General features: G+C 69.0%; 16 protein-coding genes. 2 read left to right on the top strand and 14 right to left on the bottom strand.

Annotated features, from left to right (window positions below):
• Positions 1-3 precede the first annotated feature (3 nt).
• The 5 genes from STVA_RS21510 to STVA_RS21490 are packed head-to-tail and all read right to left on the bottom strand — an operon-like array spanning position 4 to position 4,572.
• Positions 4-951: a branched-chain amino acid ABC transporter permease gene (locus tag STVA_RS21510; RefSeq protein WP_123691949.1), complete on the bottom strand. Its 948-nt coding sequence runs from the start codon at positions 949-951 to the stop codon at positions 4-6.
• Between the two features lie 9 nt (positions 952-960).
• Positions 961-1,848, bottom strand: a complete 888-nt coding sequence (locus STVA_RS21505; protein ID WP_123691947.1) for a branched-chain amino acid ABC transporter permease — start codon at positions 1,846-1,848, stop codon at positions 961-963.
• Between the two features lie 26 nt (positions 1,849-1,874).
• On the bottom strand, positions 1,875-3,083 hold the full coding sequence (locus tag STVA_RS21500; protein WP_123691945.1) for an ABC transporter substrate-binding protein: 1,209 nt from the start codon (positions 3,081-3,083) through the stop codon (positions 1,875-1,877).
• A 36-nt stretch (positions 3,084-3,119) separates the two neighbouring features.
• Positions 3,120-3,824 carry an ABC transporter ATP-binding protein gene (locus STVA_RS21495; RefSeq protein ID WP_123691944.1) on the bottom strand — a complete coding sequence of 235 codons (705 nt, stop codon included), beginning with the start codon at positions 3,822-3,824 and terminating at the stop codon, positions 3,120-3,122.
• Positions 3,817-4,572 carry an ABC transporter ATP-binding protein gene (locus STVA_RS21490; protein WP_123691942.1) on the bottom strand — a complete coding sequence of 252 codons (756 nt, stop codon included), beginning with the start codon at positions 4,570-4,572 and terminating at the stop codon, positions 3,817-3,819. Before STVA_RS21490 ends, STVA_RS21495 begins: the two co-directional genes overlap by 8 nt.
• A 191-nt stretch (positions 4,573-4,763) precedes the next feature.
• Between STVA_RS21490 and STVA_RS21485 the strand changes: the two genes are divergently transcribed.
• Positions 4,764-6,245: a M81 family metallopeptidase gene (locus STVA_RS21485; protein ID WP_123691940.1), complete on the top strand. Its 1,482-nt coding sequence runs from the start codon at positions 4,764-4,766 to the stop codon at positions 6,243-6,245.
• A gap of 30 nt (positions 6,246-6,275) precedes the next feature.
• On the opposite strand, the gene STVA_RS21480 is transcribed toward STVA_RS21485, so the two are convergent.
• From STVA_RS21480 to STVA_RS21445, 8 genes are all read right to left on the bottom strand, one after another.
• Positions 6,276-7,118 carry a class I SAM-dependent methyltransferase gene (locus tag STVA_RS21480; protein ID WP_123691938.1) on the bottom strand — a complete coding sequence of 281 codons (843 nt, stop codon included), beginning with the start codon at positions 7,116-7,118 and terminating at the stop codon, positions 6,276-6,278.
• 32 nt (positions 7,119-7,150) lie between these two features.
• Entirely contained in the window at positions 7,151-8,485 is a 1,335-nt protein-coding gene (locus tag STVA_RS21475) for an APC family permease (protein ID WP_197735701.1), read from the bottom strand.
• A gap of 201 nt (positions 8,486-8,686) precedes the next feature.
• The gene (locus STVA_RS21470; protein ID WP_123691934.1) at positions 8,687-9,514 is read right to left on the bottom strand and encodes a sugar phosphate isomerase/epimerase family protein; all 828 of its coding nucleotides are present in this window, start codon (positions 9,512-9,514) and stop codon (positions 8,687-8,689) included.
• A complete protein-coding gene (locus STVA_RS21465) occupies positions 9,514-10,677 on the bottom strand; it encodes a dihydrodipicolinate synthase family protein (protein WP_123691932.1) in 1,164 nt (387 codons plus the stop codon). Before STVA_RS21465 ends, STVA_RS21470 begins: the two co-directional genes overlap by 1 nt.
• Positions 10,678-10,701: 24 nt before the next feature.
• On the bottom strand, positions 10,702-11,847 hold the full coding sequence (locus STVA_RS21460) for a Gfo/Idh/MocA family protein (protein WP_170216566.1): 1,146 nt from the start codon (positions 11,845-11,847) through the stop codon (positions 10,702-10,704).
• Between the two features lie 4 nt (positions 11,848-11,851).
• A complete protein-coding gene (locus tag STVA_RS21455; protein ID WP_123691930.1) occupies positions 11,852-12,634 on the bottom strand; it encodes an ABC transporter ATP-binding protein in 783 nt (260 codons plus the stop codon).
• A gap of 2 nt (positions 12,635-12,636) precedes the next feature.
• A complete protein-coding gene (locus STVA_RS21450; protein ID WP_123691928.1) occupies positions 12,637-13,398 on the bottom strand; it encodes an ABC transporter permease in 762 nt (253 codons plus the stop codon).
• 49 nt (positions 13,399-13,447) lie between these two features.
• On the bottom strand, positions 13,448-14,191 hold the full coding sequence (locus tag STVA_RS21445; protein WP_123691926.1) for a phytanoyl-CoA dioxygenase family protein: 744 nt from the start codon (positions 14,189-14,191) through the stop codon (positions 13,448-13,450).
• A gap of 119 nt (positions 14,192-14,310) precedes the next feature.
• Between STVA_RS21445 and STVA_RS21440 the strand changes: the two genes are divergently transcribed.
• Positions 14,311-15,903, top strand: a complete 1,593-nt coding sequence (locus STVA_RS21440; protein ID WP_123691924.1) for a serine hydrolase domain-containing protein — start codon at positions 14,311-14,313, stop codon at positions 15,901-15,903.
• A 10-nt stretch (positions 15,904-15,913) separates the two neighbouring features.
• On the opposite strand, the gene STVA_RS21435 is transcribed toward STVA_RS21440, so the two are convergent.
• Entirely contained in the window at positions 15,914-16,585 is a 672-nt protein-coding gene (locus STVA_RS21435; RefSeq protein WP_170216565.1) for a TetR family transcriptional regulator, read from the bottom strand.
• Positions 16,586-16,623: the final 38 nt, after the last annotated feature.

The following is a 16,623-nucleotide window of genomic DNA, read 5'->3' as shown; positions in this document are numbered from 1 at the left end:
CCGTCAGTGACCGCCGCCGGTGGGGGCGGCGCCCTTCGGCCCGAAGCGTCCCATGATCTCGCCGACGATGCCGCGGCGGAAGGTGAGGACGCAGACGACGAAGATAGCACCCTGGATGATCGTGACCCAGGAACCGAACTCCGCCAGATAGTTCTGCATGGTGACGATGACGGCCGCCCCCACGATCGGCCCGAAGATGGTGCCGAGCCCGCCGACCAGCGTCATCAGCACGACCTCGCCCGACATCTGCCACTGGACGTCGGTCAGCGAGGCGAGCTGGAACACCAGCGACTTGGTGCCGCCGGCCAGCCCCGCCAGCCCCGATGACAGAACGAAGGCCAGCAGCTTGTAGCGGTCGGTCTCATAGCCCAGCGAGATGGCACGCGGCTCGTTCTCGCGGATCGCCTTCAGCACCTGGCCGAAGGGCGAGTGGATGACGCGATAGATGAAAAGGAAGGCCAGCACGAAGATGGTGGCGACCGTGAAGTACATCGCCATCGAATCATGCAGGTCGATCAGGCCGAAGAGGCGGCCGCGCGGCACCGACTGGATCCCGTCCTCGCCGCCGGTCCAGGGGGCCTGGACGGCATAGAAGAAGACGATCTGCGACAGGGCCAGCGTGATCATGGCGAAATAGATGCCCTGGCGGCGGATGGCGAGCCAGCCGATGATGAGGCCGAGGCCGGCCCCGGTCAGGACTCCCAGCAGGATCCCCAGCTCCGGCGTCAGGCCCCACATCTTCACGGTGTAGGCGGTGACGTAGCCGGCCGAGCCGAAGAAGGCGGCGTGCCCGAAGGACAGCAGGCCGACATAGCCGATGAGCAGGTTGAAGGCGCACGCGAAGAGCGCGAAGCACAGCACCTTCATCAGGAAGACGGGATAGAGAATGTAGGGCGCGGCCACCAGGGCCACGATCATCAGGGCGAAGGTGATGCGGGTTGCGCGGTCCATCTTCGTCCCTTACGCGCTGCGGCCGAAGAGGCCGGCGGGCTTGATCGTCAGCACGATCGCCATGATGACGAAGATCACGGTGTTCGATGCCTCGGGGTAGAACACCTTGGTCAGCCCCTCGATGACGCCGAGCGAGAAGCCGGTGACGATGGCGCCCATGATCGAGCCCATGCCGCCGATGACGACCACGGCAAAGACGATGATGATGAGGTTGGCCCCCATCAATGGGCTCACCTGATAGATGGGAGCGGCCATGACGCCGGCGAACGCGGCCAGCGCCACGCCGAAGCCGTAGGTCAGCGTGATCATGCGCGGCACGTTGATGCCGAAGGCCTGCACCAGCGTCGGGTTCTCGGTGGCGGCGCGCAGATAGGCGCCGAGCCGCGTGCGCTCGATCACGAACCAGGTGCCGAAGCAGACGATGACCGAGGCCAGCACGACCCAGGCCCGATAGACCGGCAGGAACATGAAGCCCAGGTTGTAGCCGCCGCGCAGCTCGGCCGGGATCGCGTAGGGCAGGCCGGACGAGCCGTACTCGTTGCGGAACACGCCCTCGACGATCAGCGCGATGCCGAAGGTGAGCAGCAGGCCGTAGAGATGGTCCAGCTTGTAGAGCCGGTGCAGCATCGTGCGCTCGAGCAGGATGCCGAAGGCGCCGACCAGCAGCGGGGCCAGGATCAGGGCACCCCAGTAGCCGACGCCCAGATAGGTAAGCGCCAGGTAGGCCACGAACGCGCCCATCATGTACTGGGCGCCGTGGGTGAAGTTGATGATGTTGAGGAGGCCGAAGATGACGGCGAGCCCCAGGCTCAGCATGGCGTAGAAGGCGCCGTTGATGAGCCCGATCAGGAGCTGTCCGAACAGCGCCTGCGGGGGTATGCCGATGAGCTCGAACATCCGCTTCGGCCTCGCTCAGGTCCGGCTCAGCCCTTGACGAACGAGCAGCCGCCATCCTTCAGGGGACGGTAGGCCTCGTCGCCGGGGATCGTCCGGATCGGCTTGTAGTAGTCCCACGCGCCCTTCGATTCGGACGGCTTCTTCACCTCGAACAGGTACATGTCGCGGGCCACGCGGCCGTCCTCGCGAACCGAGCCGTTCTTGGTCATGAAGTCGTTGATCGGCATCTTCTTCATCTGGGCGACGACCTTCTCGCCCTCGTCGGTGTTCACTTCCTTGATCGCCTTCAGATAGTGCAGGACGGCACCATAGACGCCGGCCTGGACCATGCTGGGCTTCTTCTTCATCACCGCCTCGAACCGCTTGGTGAAGGCGCGGGTCTCGTCGTTCTGGTCCCAGTAGAAGGCCTCGGTCAGCTGCAGCCCCTGGGCCGTCTGCAGGCCCAGCGCGTGGATGTCGGTGACGAAGACCAGCAGCCCGGCCAGCTTCTGGCCGCCGGTGACGATGCCGAACTCGGCCGCCTGCTTGATCGAGTTGATGGTGTCGCCGCCGGCGTTCGCCAGGCCGATGACCTTGGCCTTGGAGGCCTGCGCCTGGAGCAGGAAGGACGAGAAGTCCGACGTGTTGAGCGGGTGGCGCACCTGGCCCAACACCTTGCCGCCGGCCGCCTTCACGACCTCGGCCGTGTCGCGCTCCAGCGCGTGGCCGAAGGCATAGTCTGCGGTCAGGAAGTACCAGCTATCGCCGCCGGCCTTCACGACCGCGCCGCCCGTGCCCTTGGACAGCGCGATGGTGTCATAGGTCCAGTGCACGGTGGTCGTCTGGCACGCCTTGCCGGTCAGGTCCGAGCTGGCCGCGCCGGAATTGAGGAAGACCTTGTTCTTTTCCTTGATCAGCGGCGCCAGGGCCAGCGCCACCGAGGAGGTCGGCACGTCGACGATGGTGTCGACGCCGTCGCGGTCGATCCACTGCCGGGCGATGTTCGAGCCGACGTCGGGCTTGTTCTGGTGGTCGGCGAAGACGATCTCGATCTTCTTGCCGTTGACCGTGGCGCCGAAATCCTCGACCGCCATGCGGGCCGCGGTGACGGAGCCCTGGCCCGAGATGTCGGCATAGAGCGAGGACTGGTCGTTGAGGACGCCGATCTTCACGACGTCCCCGGAAATTTGTGCCGATGCGGCCCCGGCGAACAGAACGCCGGCCGCACTCGCGAGCAATGCCTGCTTCAGCTTCATGGCGTGTTTCCTTCCCTATAGTCGGTTCGTGCCGGATTATACCCCGAGGCGTTCACGCAGCCGGTCGAGGTGCTGCGCCAGGTTCCGGTTCTCGATCATGTCGACGACGGTCCCATGTTCGACCACGTAGTGGCGGTCGGCGACGGTGGCCGCGAAGCGAAAATTCTGCTCGACCAGCAGGATGGTGAAGCCGCGCTCCTTGAGGGCGGCGATGACGCGGCCGATCTGCTGGATGATGACGGGCGCCAGCCCCTCGGTCGGCTCGTCCAGCAGCAGCAGGGTGGCGCCGGTGCGCAGGATGCGCGCGATCGCCAGCATCTGCTGCTCGCCGCCGGACAGCTTGGTGCCCTGGCTGCGCAGCCGCTCCTTCAGGTTGGGGAACAGCGTGAAGATCTCGTCGAGCGACATGCCCCCTGGCCGCACCGTCGGCGGCAGCATCAGGTTCTCCTCGACATCGAGGCTGGCGAAGATGCCGCGCTCCTCGGGGCACCAGGCGATGCCGCGCCGGGCGATGGCGTTGGAGGAGAGGCCGATCAGCTCCTGCCCCTGGTAGCGGATGGAGCCGCGGCGCTGGCCCAGCACGCCCATGATGCTCTTCAGCGTGGTCGTCTTGCCGGCGCCGTTGCGGCCCAGCAGCGTCACCACCTCGCCGGCCGCGATGTCGAAATTCATCCCGTGCAGGGCATGGGATTCGCCATAGAAGGCGTGCAGGTCGGCGACCGACAGCAGGGGCTCAGCCATGACCGGTTCCGATATAGGCCTCGATCACCGCGGGGTTCTGGGAGACCTCGGTATAGGGGCCCTCGGCCAGGATCTCGCCGCGCTGGAGGACGGTGATGGTGTCGCACAGCCAGGCGACGACGCTCAGATTGTGCTCGACCATCAGCACCGTGCGGTTCTTGGCCACCGTCTGGATCAGCTCGGCGATGCGGGTGATGTCCTCGCCGCCCATGCCGGCCATCGGCTCGTCCAGCAGCATCAACTCCGGCTCGAGCGCCAGGGTGGTGGCGATCTCCAGCGCGCGCTTGCGGCCATAGGGCAGCTCGCCCGCGATGGCGGTGCGGAACTGGGTCAGGCCGACATCGTCGATCAGTTGCTCGGCGCGCGCATGCAGGCTCTCCAGCGACCGCTCCGGCTTCCAGAAGTGAAAGGATGTGCCGAGCGGGCGCTGCAGGGCGATGCGCACGTTCTCGCGCACAGAGAGGTGCGGGAAGACGGCGGAGATCTGGAACGACCGCACCATGCCGCTGCGGGCCACCGCCGCGGGCTTGCTCTGGGTGATGTCGTTGCCGTTATAGAGGATCTGCCCGGCCGTCGGCCGCAGGAACTTGGTCAGCAGGTTGAAGACGGTCGTCTTGCCCGCCCCGTTCGGCCCGATCAGCGCGTGGATCGTATGTCGGCGAACCCGCAGGTTGACCTTGCGGACAGCCACGAAACCGGTGAATTCCTTGGTTAGATCCTGGGTTTCCAGGATGTGTTCGCCCGCCATGCCCCGGCCGTCTCTCGTGATCGCTTCCCTGGCGGCCGGGATTCATATGTTTCCGGCTCTTTATCCTTGGCCGACCCTAATGACTCGCCGCGGGCCACGCAAGCGACCTTAGGTTGCGTTGACGCCAGCCGCGGGAGGGTCGACGATGGCCCCGACCATCATCCTCGAACCTGCCGCGAGAGAGACCGCCGATGCGCGCCGTCGTCGCCATGATGAAGCACGAGACCAACACCTTCTCGCCCGTGCCGACGCCGCTGGCGCGCTTCGGCCGGGGCTCCGGCGAACCCTGGTACGGGTCGGCCGCCCGCGACGCCTTCCGCGGCACCAACACCGGCTTCGGCGCCTTCCTGGCCATGGCTGAGGACGCGGGGTTCGACGTGGCGACGCCGATCGCCGCCAGTGCGGCGCCTTCCGGCCTGGTCGAGGCCGCGGCCTACGAACGCATGTCGGTGGCGATCCTGGAGGCGGTCGACGCCGGCTGCGACGTGCTGTTCCTCGACCTGCATGGCGCCATGGTGGCCGAGTCGACCGACGACGGCGAAGGCACGCTGCTGGAGCGCATCCGCCGGCTGAAACCCGACCTGCCGATCGCCGTCGCGCTCGACCTGCACGCCAACATGACCGACCGCATGGTGCGCAACTGCACGGCGCTCGTCGGCTACAAGACCTATCCGCACATCGACATGGCGGCGACCGGCGCCCATGCCGGCCGCATCGTGATGGATGCCGTGGCCGGCCGGGCGGTGCCGGTGATGGCCTGGGGCAGCCGGCCGATGATCCCGCACACCCTGCGCATGGGCCATGACGAGGCGCCGATGGGCCCGCTGCTGGAGCGCGCGCGGGCGCAGGAGGCGGGCGGCCTGCTGGCGGTCAGCGTCTTCGGCGGCTTCCCGCTGGCCGACATTCCGCAGCCCGGCCTCAGCGTCGTCGCCGTCGCCGACCGCGACGGCCAGCAGGCCGCCCGCGCCGCGCTGGAACTGCTGGACCAGGCCTGGGAGAACCGTGCGGCGTTCGTGTATGACTCCGAGCCACTGGCACGCTCGGTCGCGCGCGCCAAGGAAATGACGGAAGGCCCGATCCTGCTGGTCGACCATGCCGACAACTGCGCGTCGGGCGGCACGCAGGACACCATGGCCGTGATCGCCGAGGTGATGCGCCAGGGGCTGGAGGACGTGGCCGTCTTCGCCGTGGTCGACCCCGAGGCGGTGGCGGCGATGGTCGCGGCCGGCGTCGGTGCCCAGGTGACGCTGCCACTCGGCGGCAAGACCGACATGCCGACCATCGGCCAGGACGGCCAGCCGCTGGAGGTGACGGGCACGGTCCGCGCCATCACCGACGGCCAGTTCACGGTGACGGGGCCGATGTCGACCGGCTCGCGCGCCTATATGGGCCGCTCGGTCGTGCTCGATACCGGGCCGGTGCAGATCGTGGTGATCGAGCAGCACCACGAGCCCTTCGACCTGGGCGCCTTCCGTTCGGTCGGGATCGAGCCGACCCAGAAGCGCTACCTGGTGCTCAAGAGCCGCATCCACTACCGGGCGGGCTTCAAGCCGATCGCCCGCCAGGTCGTGGAATGCGACGGCGTCGGCGTCACCAGCTCGGACTACTCGCTGTTCCGCTTCCGCAAGCTGAACCGCGCGACCTATCCCCTGGTGGCCGACGCGCAGCCATAGGCCGGGGCCAGCCGATCAGGGGCCGGCCGATCAGGGGGCCGACCGGGCGGCGGACCAGGCCTGGCTGCCCTGGGGCGTGCGGCTGGTCCCGGTCATGCGGCCGCCATCGACGCTGCCGGTGAACTGGCGGTCGCCGGCCGTGAAGGCGATCTCGGCGCCGTTCATCCGGGCCTCGCTGATCGCCACCTCTTGCCCGCCCTGGCGCAGCGTGCCTTCCAGCATTTGGAAGGTCTGCTTCAGGCGCAGCTCGCCATCGCCCAGCTTCCAGGTGCCCTCGGCCTTGGCCGGCACGACCCAGCGATAGGCGCGGCAGAAGTTCGTGCAGTCAGTCTGCGGCGCCTCGATCGTCTGGTCGGCGATCCAGTCGCCCATGTTGAAGGTGTTGGACACCACCCGCGTGCCGGGCTTCATCGCCAGGATGATCGGCCGCAGCTTCATGTTCAGCGTCGGCAGCAGGAACAGGGTGACGACCGTGGCATCCGAGAAGTCGCTCTCGAAGATGTCAGCCTGGATGAAGCGGGCGCGGTCGGCGACGCCCTCGGCCTTCGCCGTCGCGGCCGACAGGGTCACCAGGTCGGGGTTGTACTCGATGCCCAGCGCCCGCACGCCGCGCTTGGCGGCCGTGATGACCGTGCGGCCGTCACCCGAGCCGAGGTCGACCAGATAGTCGGCCGGCGTCACCTGGGCCATGTCGAGCATGCGGTCGACCAGGCCCTGGTGGGTCGGGATCCAGACCACGTCCTTGCCCTCCTGGCCGGACTGCGGCGTGTAGGCGGGTGCGGGGGCGGTCTGCGCCAGTGCGGGCGCCTGGCACAGCAGGGCGGCCAGGCAGGCTGCGGCGATCGTGCGGGACAGTGCGACGGGACGGGTCATGGGCCGGATTCCCTTTTCTGGCGGATGAACGGTCATTCTGCCGGTGCCACGCTTTCGTCGCGGCGCCGGAAAAGGAGAAGGGGGACGCCGGCGGCGATCACCGCCAGCCCGATGAGCGCGCCGACCCCGGTGTAGGCCAGGCTCGCATGCAGCATGAACAGGCAGGTCAGGCAGAACAGGATGGGCGTCAGCGGATAGAAGGGTACGCGGAACGGCAAGGCGCGGTGCGGCTCGCGGCGGCGCAGGATCATGAGCGACAGGCCGACCAGGAACAGGAAGGCCCAGAAGACCGGCGCGGTATAGTCGACCATCGCCTGGAAGCCGTTGCGGGTCGCCATCCCCAGCGCAATCAGGGCCAGGGCGACCACACCCTGCAGGATCAGCCCGTTGGCCGGGGTCTGCCCGCGGTCGCTCCAGCGGCCCACCCGGGACAGCAGCGACAGGTCGCGCGCCATGGCGTAGTAGACCCGGGCGCCGGTGAAGATTGTGGCATTCAGGGTCGAGAGGGCAGCCGCCACGACGACGAGGCTGAAGGCGAGCGCGCCCGCCTCGCTGGTCGTCGTGCGCATCAGGTCGGCCGCGACCGCCTCGGACCGGCGCAGCCCCTCGAGCCCCAGGATCGACAGCAGGGCCGCATTCACCATGACGTAGAGCGCCACCAGGATGGCGGTGCCGATCAGCAGCACGCGGCTCATGTTGCGCGGCGCGTCGTGCAGTTCGGAGGACAGGTAGACCGCCTCGCTCCAGCCGCCATAGGTCAGCAGCACGAAGATCATGGCCATGCCGAGGGCCGCGGTCGCCTCCGGCGGGGTGATCTCCGGCGGCGGGGCGGGCCTGCCCAGCAGGCCGACCAGGATGATGGCAACGACGGCCGCCAGCGTCACCGCCGTCAGCGCGTTCTGGGCGGTCTTGCTCTGGCGCGTGCCCAGCACGTTCAGCGCGGTCAGGATCACGACGGACAGCGCGGCATAGAGGCCCGAACCGTAGGGGCCGAGCGGCATGACTTGCGAGGCATAGTCGCCGACGACGAAGGCGACGGCGGCGATCGCCCCGGTCTGGATCACGGTCCCGCGCGCCCAGCCGAACAGGATCGCGACCGGCCGCCCGTAGGCGCGGGCCAGGAAATGATACTCGCCGCCGGCATGGGGATGGGCCGAGGCCAGCTCGGCATAGCAGAGCGCGCCGATCAGGGTGACGAAGCCGCCGGCCACCCAGACGCCGATGAAGGCCAGTTCGCTGTCGACGTTGGCCGCGACCAGCGGCGGCGTCTTGAAGATGCCGATGCCGACGACGATGCCGACCATGATGGCCACGCCGTCGGCCACGCTCAGGATGGACCGCCGTCTCGGCCCGCCTCTTGCCGCCATCGACACAGCTCCCCTTGGCATGCCCCCGCCTGCGGGCGAGGGTCCAGGAAGCGTTCCATGGCGGGACTTTTGTCCCCGCGTCACGAAGCCGCCGGCCCCGGTGTTCACGACGACCGGGCAGCCTGCCGGCCCGGCGTACGAATCAAAAAGTAGTACGGCCGGGCCCGGGTTCCATAGGGGCAATATTCGGGAAAGCGATCCTCAGCAGACCGTGCGATGGCGCTCCGTGCAGATCGCCAGCACCTCGTCCGGGTCGCGCTTCCACCAGTTGCCGGCCGAGAAGATCTCGACCTCGTGCAGGCCCTTGAAGCCGGCGCGCTCGACCATGCCGCGGATGCGCGGGATATCGATGACGCCGTCGCCCGGCATGCCGCGGTCGAGCAGCAGGTCGGTGGTCGGCACCAGCCAGTCGCAGATGTGGAAGGCCAGGATCCGTTCGGCCCCGGCGCGCGCGATGGCGCGCTCCAGGTTCGGGTCCCACCAGGTGTGGTAGACGTCGACCGCGACGCCGACCCCGGCCCCCAGCGCGTCGCACAGGTCGAGCGCCTGGTCGATGGTGTTCACGCAGGCGCGGTCGGCCGCATACATCGGGTGCAGCGGCTCGATGGCGATCGGCACGCCGGCCGCCCGAGCGGCGGGCAGGATGGCGGCGATACCGTCCTGCACCATGGCGCGCGCTGCGGCGATGTCCTTCGACCCCGCCGGCAGCCCGCCCACCACCAGCACCAGGCAGGCGGCCCCCAGCTCGGCCGCTTCCTCGACCGCGCGCAGGTTGTCGTCGATCGCGGCCTGGCGGCCGGCCGCGTCCGGGGCCGGGAACAGCCCGCCGCGGCACAGGCCGGTGACGGTCAGGCCGGCCGCGCGGATGCGGCGGGCCGATTCCTGAAGGCCCAGCTCGGCCACCTTGTCGCGCCAGGGCGAAATGCCGCCGATGCCGTGGCGCTGGCAGCCCTCGATCGCCTGGGCCAGGTTCCAGCGCTCGCGGACGGTCGCCGTGTTCAGCGAGAGCTGGCGGGATTCGAGCGCCATCAGTGGATCCCGTGCACGGCCAGGACGCGGCGCATGCGCTGGCTGGCGTCGTCGGGGTCGCGCAGCAGGCCCGCCTTGTCGGCCAGGCGGAACAGCTCCGCCAGGTGGGCGGCAGAGCGCGCGCTCTGCTGGCCGCCAACCATGGTGAAGTGGTCCTGCAGGCCGTTCAGGTAGGCCATGAAGACGACGCCCGTTTTGTAGAAGCGGGTGGGCGCCTTGAAGATGTGGCGCGACAGCGGCACGGTCGGCGCCAGGATGTCATGGAACTCCTGCTTGCGGTCGCCGGCCAGGGCTGCCAGGGCCGCCGAGGCCGCTGGCGCGATGGCGTCGAAGATGCCGAGCAGCGCGTCGGAATAGCCCACCTCGTCGCCGTCGATCAGTTCGGCATAGTTGAAGTCGTCGCCCGTATACATGCGCACGCCGTCCGGCAGGCGGCGGCGCATGGCGATCTCCTTGTCCTTGTCGAGCAGCGAGATCTTGATGCCGTCGACCTTGGCGGCATTCTCCCGCAGCATCTCCAGGCAGGTCTCCATGCCCTTCCAGTGGTCGGCACTGCCCCAGTAGCCGGCCAGTGCCGGGTCGAACATCTCGCCCAGCCAGTGGATGATCACCGGCTCGCGCGTCTGCCGCAGCACCCGGCCATAGACCTTCAGGTAGTCGTCGGGCGAGCGGGCGGCGGCCGCCAGCGCCCGGCTGGCCATCAGGATGATGCGCCCGCCGGCGGCCTCGACCTGGCCGATCTGCTCCTCATAGGCGGCGATGACGTCGTCGACCGTGACCGACGGCCCGGCCGGCAGGTGGTCGGTGCCGGCGCCGCAGAACATGACCGCGCCCTGCCGCTCTGATTGGGCGGCGACCGAGCGCCGGATCAGTTCCAGAGAGGTCTTCCAGTCGAGCCCCATGCCGCGCTGGGCGGTGTCCATCGCCTCGGCCACGCCCAGTCCCAGGTCCCACAGGCGGGTGCGGAAGGCGATGGTGCGGTCCCAGTCGATGGCGGTATCGACCCAGGGGTCGTGCTCGGCGCGCGGGTCGGCCACGACGTGGGCGGCCGCCAGCGCGATGCGGTTGAAGGGCACGTTGCTGCGGTCCGGGAAATGGCGCGGCTGGCCCGTCGTGTAGCGCTGGATCGTGCCGTCGGCGGTGGGCAGGTCGAGGGTCGGCATCGGATGATCCTCCTGCTTCCGGGATTAAAGTGCTGGCACGTCGAGCCAGCGCCGCTCGCGCCAGCTCTGCAGGCCCAGCATGGCGAGCTGCACGCCCTTGGCGCCGGCCTTCAGGTTCCAGGGGAAGGGGCCGCCATCATAGAGGTGGCGGATGAACAGCTCCCACTCCACCTTGAAGGCGTTGTCGTAGAACTGGTTGTCCGGCACTTCCTGCCAGGTGTCGAAGAACTTGATCGCCTGGGGCACGTCGGGGTTCCAGACGGGCTTGGGCGTGTTGATCCGCGCCTGGGCGTGGCAGCGGGTCAGGCCGGCGACGGCCGAGCCGTGGGTCCCGTCGACATGGAAGGTGACGAGATCGTCGCGCCGCACGCGGGTCGCCCACGAGCTGTTGATCTGCACCACGACGCCGTCGCCCGCCTCGAAGGTGGCGTAGGCCGCGTCGTCGACGTCGCAGTCGTAGGGCTGGCCGTTCTCGTCCCAGCGCCGCGGGATGTGGGTGGCGCCCAGGCACGAGACGCTCTTCACCTCGCCGAACAGGTTGTCGACGACGTAGCGCCAGTGGCACAGCATGTCGAGGATGATGCCGCCGCCATCGACCGCGCGATAGTTCCAGGACGGGCGCTGGGCCGGCTGCCAGTCGCCCTCAAACACCCAGTAGCCGAACTCGCCGCGCACCGACAGGATGCGGCCGAAGAAGCCGCTGTCGATCAGCATCTTCAGCTTGCGCAGGCCGGGCAGCCACAGCTTGTCCTGGACCACGCCGTGGCGCACGCCCGCCGCCTCGGCCAGGCGGTGCAGCTCCAGCGCGTCCTCCAGGTTGTCGGCGGTCGGCTTCTCGCAATAGATGTCCTTGCCGGCCGCGATCGCCTGGCGGATCAGGCCGGCACGCATGTTGGTGGACGCCGCGTCGAAGAAGAGCGTGTCGTCCTTGTTGGCCATCGCGGCATCGAGGTCGGTGGTCCACCGCTCGACGCCATGCGCCTTGGCCAGGGCCTCCACCTTGGCCGCGTTGCGGCCGACCAGGATCGGGTCGGGCATGACCCGGCTGCCGTCGGCCAGCGTCACGCCGCCCTGGGCGCGGATGGCCAGGACCGATCGCACCAGATGCTGGTTGGTGCCCATGCGTCCGGTGACGCCGTTCATGATGATGCCGAGGCGCTTGGTCGCCATGTCGTTACTCCATGCCCAGGAGACGGTAGAGCCGCCGGGAATACTCGCCGAAGGCCACGCTGGTCTTCATGTCGAGCGTGCGGGGATAGGGAAGGTCGATACGGATATGGTCGGCCATGCGGGCCGGCCCGGCCGTCAGCACCACGGTGCGGGTGCCGAGGAAAACCGCCTCGGCGATGCCGTGGGTGACGAAGAGGATGGTCTTGCCGCTCTCCTGCCAGATGCGCAGCAGCTCCAGGTTCATCTTCTCGCGCGTCAGCGCGTCGAGCGCGCCGAAGGGCTCGTCCATCAATACCAGCTTGGGGTCGTGGACGAGCGCGCGGGCGATCGCCGTGCGCTGCTGCATGCCGCCCGACAGCTCGTAGGGATACTTGTCCTCGAACCCGGCCAGCCCGACCATGGCCAGCAGGTCGCGGGCGCGCTCGCGCGCGGCCTTCATCGGCAGGCCCAGGATCTCGGCCGGCAGCAGCACGTTCTCGATGATGCGCCGCCATTTCAGGAGCAGGGCCTGCTGGAACACCATGCCGATGTCGCGCGCCGGGTCGAACGGCTGGGCGGCGTTGCCGATGCGCACGACGCCGCCGTCATGCGGGTGCAGGCCGGCCAGGATCTTCAGCAGGGTGGACTTGCCGCAGCCGGACGGGCCGACCATGGTCACCAGCTCGCCCGCCTCGACGTCGAAGGTGACCTCCGACACGGCCAGGAACTCGGCCCCGCGTGAGCGGTAGACCTTGCGCACGCCGCTCAGATGGATGAAGGGCTCGGTCGCGGGCGGGGTGGGGGCCATGGTCACGACACCCGCGCGTCGCGCACGACGAAGACCCGCTCCAGCACCACCACCAGCCCGTAGAGCAGGATGCCCAGCAGGCTGATCAGGGTGACGGCCATGAACATGGCGGCGGTGTCCAGCGTCACCTGGACCTGCAGCATGAGGTAGCCCAGGCCCTTGTCGGACCCCAGGAACTCGCCGACGATGGCACCGGCGACGGCCAGGATGGCCGCCACCTTCATGCCCGAGAAGATGTAGGGCAGGGCGCCCGGCAGTTGGATTTTCACGAAGATCTGCCACTTCGACCCACGCAGCGAGCGCACGAGGTCGAGCAGGTCCGGCTCCACCTCGCGCAGGCCGCGCGCCGTCGTCAGCACGATCGGGAAGAAGGCGATGGAAAAGGCGATCAACGCGTTCGGGAGGATGCCGTAGCTGAACCAGACGATGAAGAGCGGGCCCAGCGCCACCTTGGGGATCATGTTGAAGGTGATCAGCACCGGCATCACGATCGCCTCCAGCACCTTCGACCAGGTGAAGAGCAGGGCAGCACCCACCCCCGTCACCACGGCCAGCGCATAGCCGCCATAGATTTCGGTCGCGGTGACCACGATGTTGGGCCACCAGCGATAGTCGGGGTCGAGCAGCGCCATCACCGTGTCGCCCGGCGTCGGCATGACGAAGCGCGGCACCTCGCCCCAGACGACGAACAGGTGCCAGGCCGCGATCACGGCAACATGCGCCAGGATGGCGGCACCGATCCGCCACGCACTCTCCGCCTTCATCCCCTGCCTTTCCCCGTCGTCGACGCTGCGTCGTTGCGGTCGTTTCTTGTCAGCTCACGCGAACGATCGCCGCCTCGTCATAGGGAAGGGCGGGGTGGGTGAACGCGTTGCCGGCGCCAACATAATGGAAGGCCACGGCCCGGCGCCACCGGGTCGAGCGGTTGACGCCCGACTGGTGCAGCGTCCCGCCATGGTGGAAGGACACGCCCCCCTTGGGCACCGGGGCGGGCGTCATCTCGATGTCGGCGGCAATCTCGTGCGGCACCTGCAGGTTGTAGGGCTCGTTGGCGGGTGCCACGTGCGCCAGCAGTGGCCGGCGGTGGCTGCCGTCGCCGAAATGCAGGCAGCCATTGTCGACCGTGGCGGTGTCGAGCGCCACCCAGGCGGTCACCAGCCCCTCGGGGTCGGCCGGGCCGAAATAGAAATTGTCCTGGTGCATGGGCTTGGGCCCGCCGCCTTTCGGCGGCTTGAAGAAGATCTGGCTGAAATAGACTGAGACGCCGGGGCCGATCAGCTCTTCCACCAGCCCCACCAGCCGCGGGTCGGTGGCGAGGTTGCGGAAGGCGGGGCGCACGGCGTGGGGGTTGTCCAGCTTGCGCAGCACGGTGCGCGCCTTGACCCCGCCATCGACGTACCAGCGGCGCTGCTCGGGCGCCAGGTCCGACAGGAAGCTCTCGCCCCACGCCTCGGCATCGGCGATCGCCGCATCCATTTCGTCGGCGCGGAACACGACCGGCACCGTCAGGTGACCCGCGGCGGCGTAGAAGCGCCGCTCGACATCGGCCAAAGCCATTGCTCTCCTCCCCAGGAGTAACCGTCTGGTTACTTAAGAAAGCGCGCCGTGTTTTTGTCAATCTTTCCTTCCGGGCGGTGGGCCGCTAGCTTCCCCGCCGACCGCTGACGGGGGACTCCATGCCGACATCCGCTGCCCTGGCACTCGAAGGCCGCATCGACCGCCTCGTGCAACCCTGGACCCGGCCCGGCCAGCCTGGCTGCGTCATCGGCGTCGTCCGCGCGGGCGAGGTGCTGCTGCGTCGCGGCTATGGCCAGGCCAGCATCGAGCATGGGGTGGCGATCGAGCCCGGCACCGTCTTCAGGATCGCCTCGGTCACCAAGCAGTTCACGACAGGTGCCATCCTGGCACTGGCCCTGGAAGGGCGGCTCGGCATCGACGACACGGTGCAATCGCACCTGCCCTGGCTGCCCGACTACGGCACGCCCGTCACGCTGCGCCACCTGATGCACAATGTCAGCGGCCTGCGCGACTATCTGGAGCTGACGCGGTGGGGCGGCATGGGGCTCGACCGCCCGGCCTCGGAGGAGGAACTGGCGGCGGCGATCGCGCGCGCGGGCGGCCTCAACTTCGCCCCCGGCAGCCGCTTCCTCTACAGCAACACCAACTTCCTGCTGCTGGGCCAGATCGTCGAGAAGATCGAGGACCGGTCGCTGGAAGAGGTGTTCGAGCGCCGCTTCTTCGCCCCGCTCGGCATGAACGCCACCCGCCTCGTGCGCGACCCGATGACGGTGGTGCCGCGCCTGGCCACCCCCTACTTGCGCCAGCCGGATGGGTCGGTGATCCGCGCCGTCCAGGCCTATCCGACCGTGGGCGAGGGCGGCATGGTGTCCTCGCTCGACGACCTGCTGCGCTGGGCGCGCCACTACGACCGGCCGCTGGCCGGCATGGCGCCGCTTGTGCAGGCCATGCAGACGGAACTGCCGCTGGCGGGTGGCCACTGGCACCCCTATGCCCGCGGGCTGGAGGTGGGGACCTGGCGCGGCGCGCGCACGGTCGGCCATGGCGGGCTGTGGCCCGGCTACCGGACCGAGTTCCTGCGCATCCCCGAGCGCGATCTGGCGGTGGTCGTCATCGCCAATGTCGACGCCATCGACCCCTATCGCCTGGCCCGCGCCGCGGCCGAGGCCGCGCTCGCCGAGGAGGGGCTTCCGCCCGAGCCTGGCCTGCCGGGCGACCTCGACCGCCTGTCCGGTCGCTGGCTCGATGCCGAGGCGCTGACGGTCTATGACCTTTCGCCGTCGGCCGATGGGCTGGCCGGCCGCTCCAACGGGGTGGGCTATTCGTTCCAGCCGGCCGCCGGCGGCTGGATGCGCGCCTATCGCGGCGCCTTCGAGCTGGCGGTGAAGGCGGATGGCAACGCCGTCCTGGCCGAGACCGGGGCCGGCCGCCAGGCCCGGCTGACCCGGGTGCAGGAGGGGCCGGTGCCCGCCGGGCTGGCCGGCCGTTACCACGCGGCCGAGCTGGCCACCGACTGGGCGATCGCGGCCTGCGGCGACGGGCTGGCGGTGCGCGCCCGCGGGCCCCTCGCGGCCGCCGGCCCCTGGCCGATTGCCGCGGTGGGCCCGGACCTCATCGAGATCTCGATGCCGAACCGCTGGATGAACTCCACCATCGTCGCCCGGGTGGAGCGCGACCAGCAGGGCCGGGTACAGGGCCTGGTCGCTTCCAGCCCACGCATCAAGGGCCTGCGCTTCGCGCGGGTGGACTGACGATGCGGGCTCAAGGCCGCAGGTAGCGCAGCACCAAGTCGACATGCAGGTCGGATCGCACCGCGACCGTGTCGGGCAGGGCGAGGTCGCGGCCGAACACCACCGATAGCGTATGGATATTCGAGAAGTAGAAGTACCCCAGGGCGGCTATGGTGATGTAGAGGTCGAGCGGGTCGATGCCGGGGCGGAACACGCCCTCGGCCGCGCCGCGGGCCAGCAGCCGGCCGATGGTGTCGATCACCGGCAGGTTCACCTGCCGCACCTTGTCCGACCGGGCGAGGTGGCGGGCATGGTGCAGGTTCTCGTTCGCCAGCAGGTGGATGAAGCCCGGATTGTCCCGGCAGAAGTCGAAATTGTAGGCGACGAGGCGGGCGATGCCCTCGGCGGGCGGGCAGTCCTCCAGGGCGAGCGCGCGCTCATGGCCGCGAATGCGGTCGTAGGCCAGTTCCAGGACGGCCAGGTAGAGCCCGGCCTTGCTGCCGAAATAGTGGTAGATCATGCGCTTGTTGGCCGCCGCCCGGCGCGCGATGGCATCGACCCTGGCGCCGCCCAGCCCCTTGGCCGAGAACTCGTCCCACGCCGCTTCCAGCAGGCGCTGGCGCGTCTCCTCGGGGTGGCGCGCGCGAACGGACCGATGGCCGGCGGCGCCGTTGCGGGCTGCTTGATTGACAGGGATCGACACGCGCGAATACCGTTGGGTAACCAACCGGTTACAGCGAT

The sequence above is a fragment of the Stella humosa genome (genome assembly GCF_006738645.1).
In the GTDB taxonomy this organism is placed as follows: Bacteria; Pseudomonadota; Alphaproteobacteria; order ATCC43930; family Allostellaceae; genus Allostella; species Allostella humosa.
This window is presented reverse-complemented; position numbering and strand designations above follow the sequence as displayed.

Coding starts and splice junctions, on each gene's coding strand:
- STVA_RS21465 (WP_123691932.1), bottom strand. CDS start 10,677: ATGCCGACCCTCGACCTGCCCACCGCCGACGGCACGATCCAGCGCTAC.
- STVA_RS21460 (WP_170216566.1), bottom strand. CDS start 11,847: ATGGCGACCAAGCGCCTCGGCATCATCATGAACGGCGTCACCGGACGC.
- STVA_RS21455 (WP_123691930.1), bottom strand. CDS start 12,634: ATGGCCCCCACCCCGCCCGCGACCGAGCCCTTCATCCATCTGAGCGGC.
- STVA_RS21445 (WP_123691926.1), bottom strand. CDS start 14,191: ATGGCTTTGGCCGATGTCGAGCGGCGCTTCTACGCCGCCGCGGGTCAC.
- STVA_RS21475 (WP_197735701.1), bottom strand. CDS start 8,485: ATGGCGGCAAGAGGCGGGCCGAGACGGCGGTCCATCCTGAGCGTGGCC.
- STVA_RS21495 (WP_123691944.1), bottom strand. CDS start 3,824: ATGGCTGAGCCCCTGCTGTCGGTCGCCGACCTGCACGCCTTCTATGGC.
- STVA_RS21490 (WP_123691942.1), bottom strand. CDS start 4,572: ATGGCGGGCGAACACATCCTGGAAACCCAGGATCTAACCAAGGAATTC.
- STVA_RS21450 (WP_123691928.1), bottom strand. CDS start 13,398: ATGAAGGCGGAGAGTGCGTGGCGGATCGGTGCCGCCATCCTGGCGCAT.
- STVA_RS21510 (WP_123691949.1), bottom strand. CDS start 951: ATGGACCGCGCAACCCGCATCACCTTCGCCCTGATGATCGTGGCCCTG.
- STVA_RS21500 (WP_123691945.1), bottom strand. CDS start 3,083: ATGAAGCTGAAGCAGGCATTGCTCGCGAGTGCGGCCGGCGTTCTGTTC.
- STVA_RS21505 (WP_123691947.1), bottom strand. CDS start 1,848: ATGTTCGAGCTCATCGGCATACCCCCGCAGGCGCTGTTCGGACAGCTC.
- STVA_RS21440 (WP_123691924.1), top strand. CDS start 14,311: ATGCCGACATCCGCTGCCCTGGCACTCGAAGGCCGCATCGACCGCCTC.
- STVA_RS21480 (WP_123691938.1), bottom strand. CDS start 7,118: ATGACCCGTCCCGTCGCACTGTCCCGCACGATCGCCGCAGCCTGCCTG.
- STVA_RS21470 (WP_123691934.1), bottom strand. CDS start 9,514: ATGGCGCTCGAATCCCGCCAGCTCTCGCTGAACACGGCGACCGTCCGC.
- STVA_RS21485 (WP_123691940.1), top strand. CDS start 4,764: ATGCGCGCCGTCGTCGCCATGATGAAGCACGAGACCAACACCTTCTCG.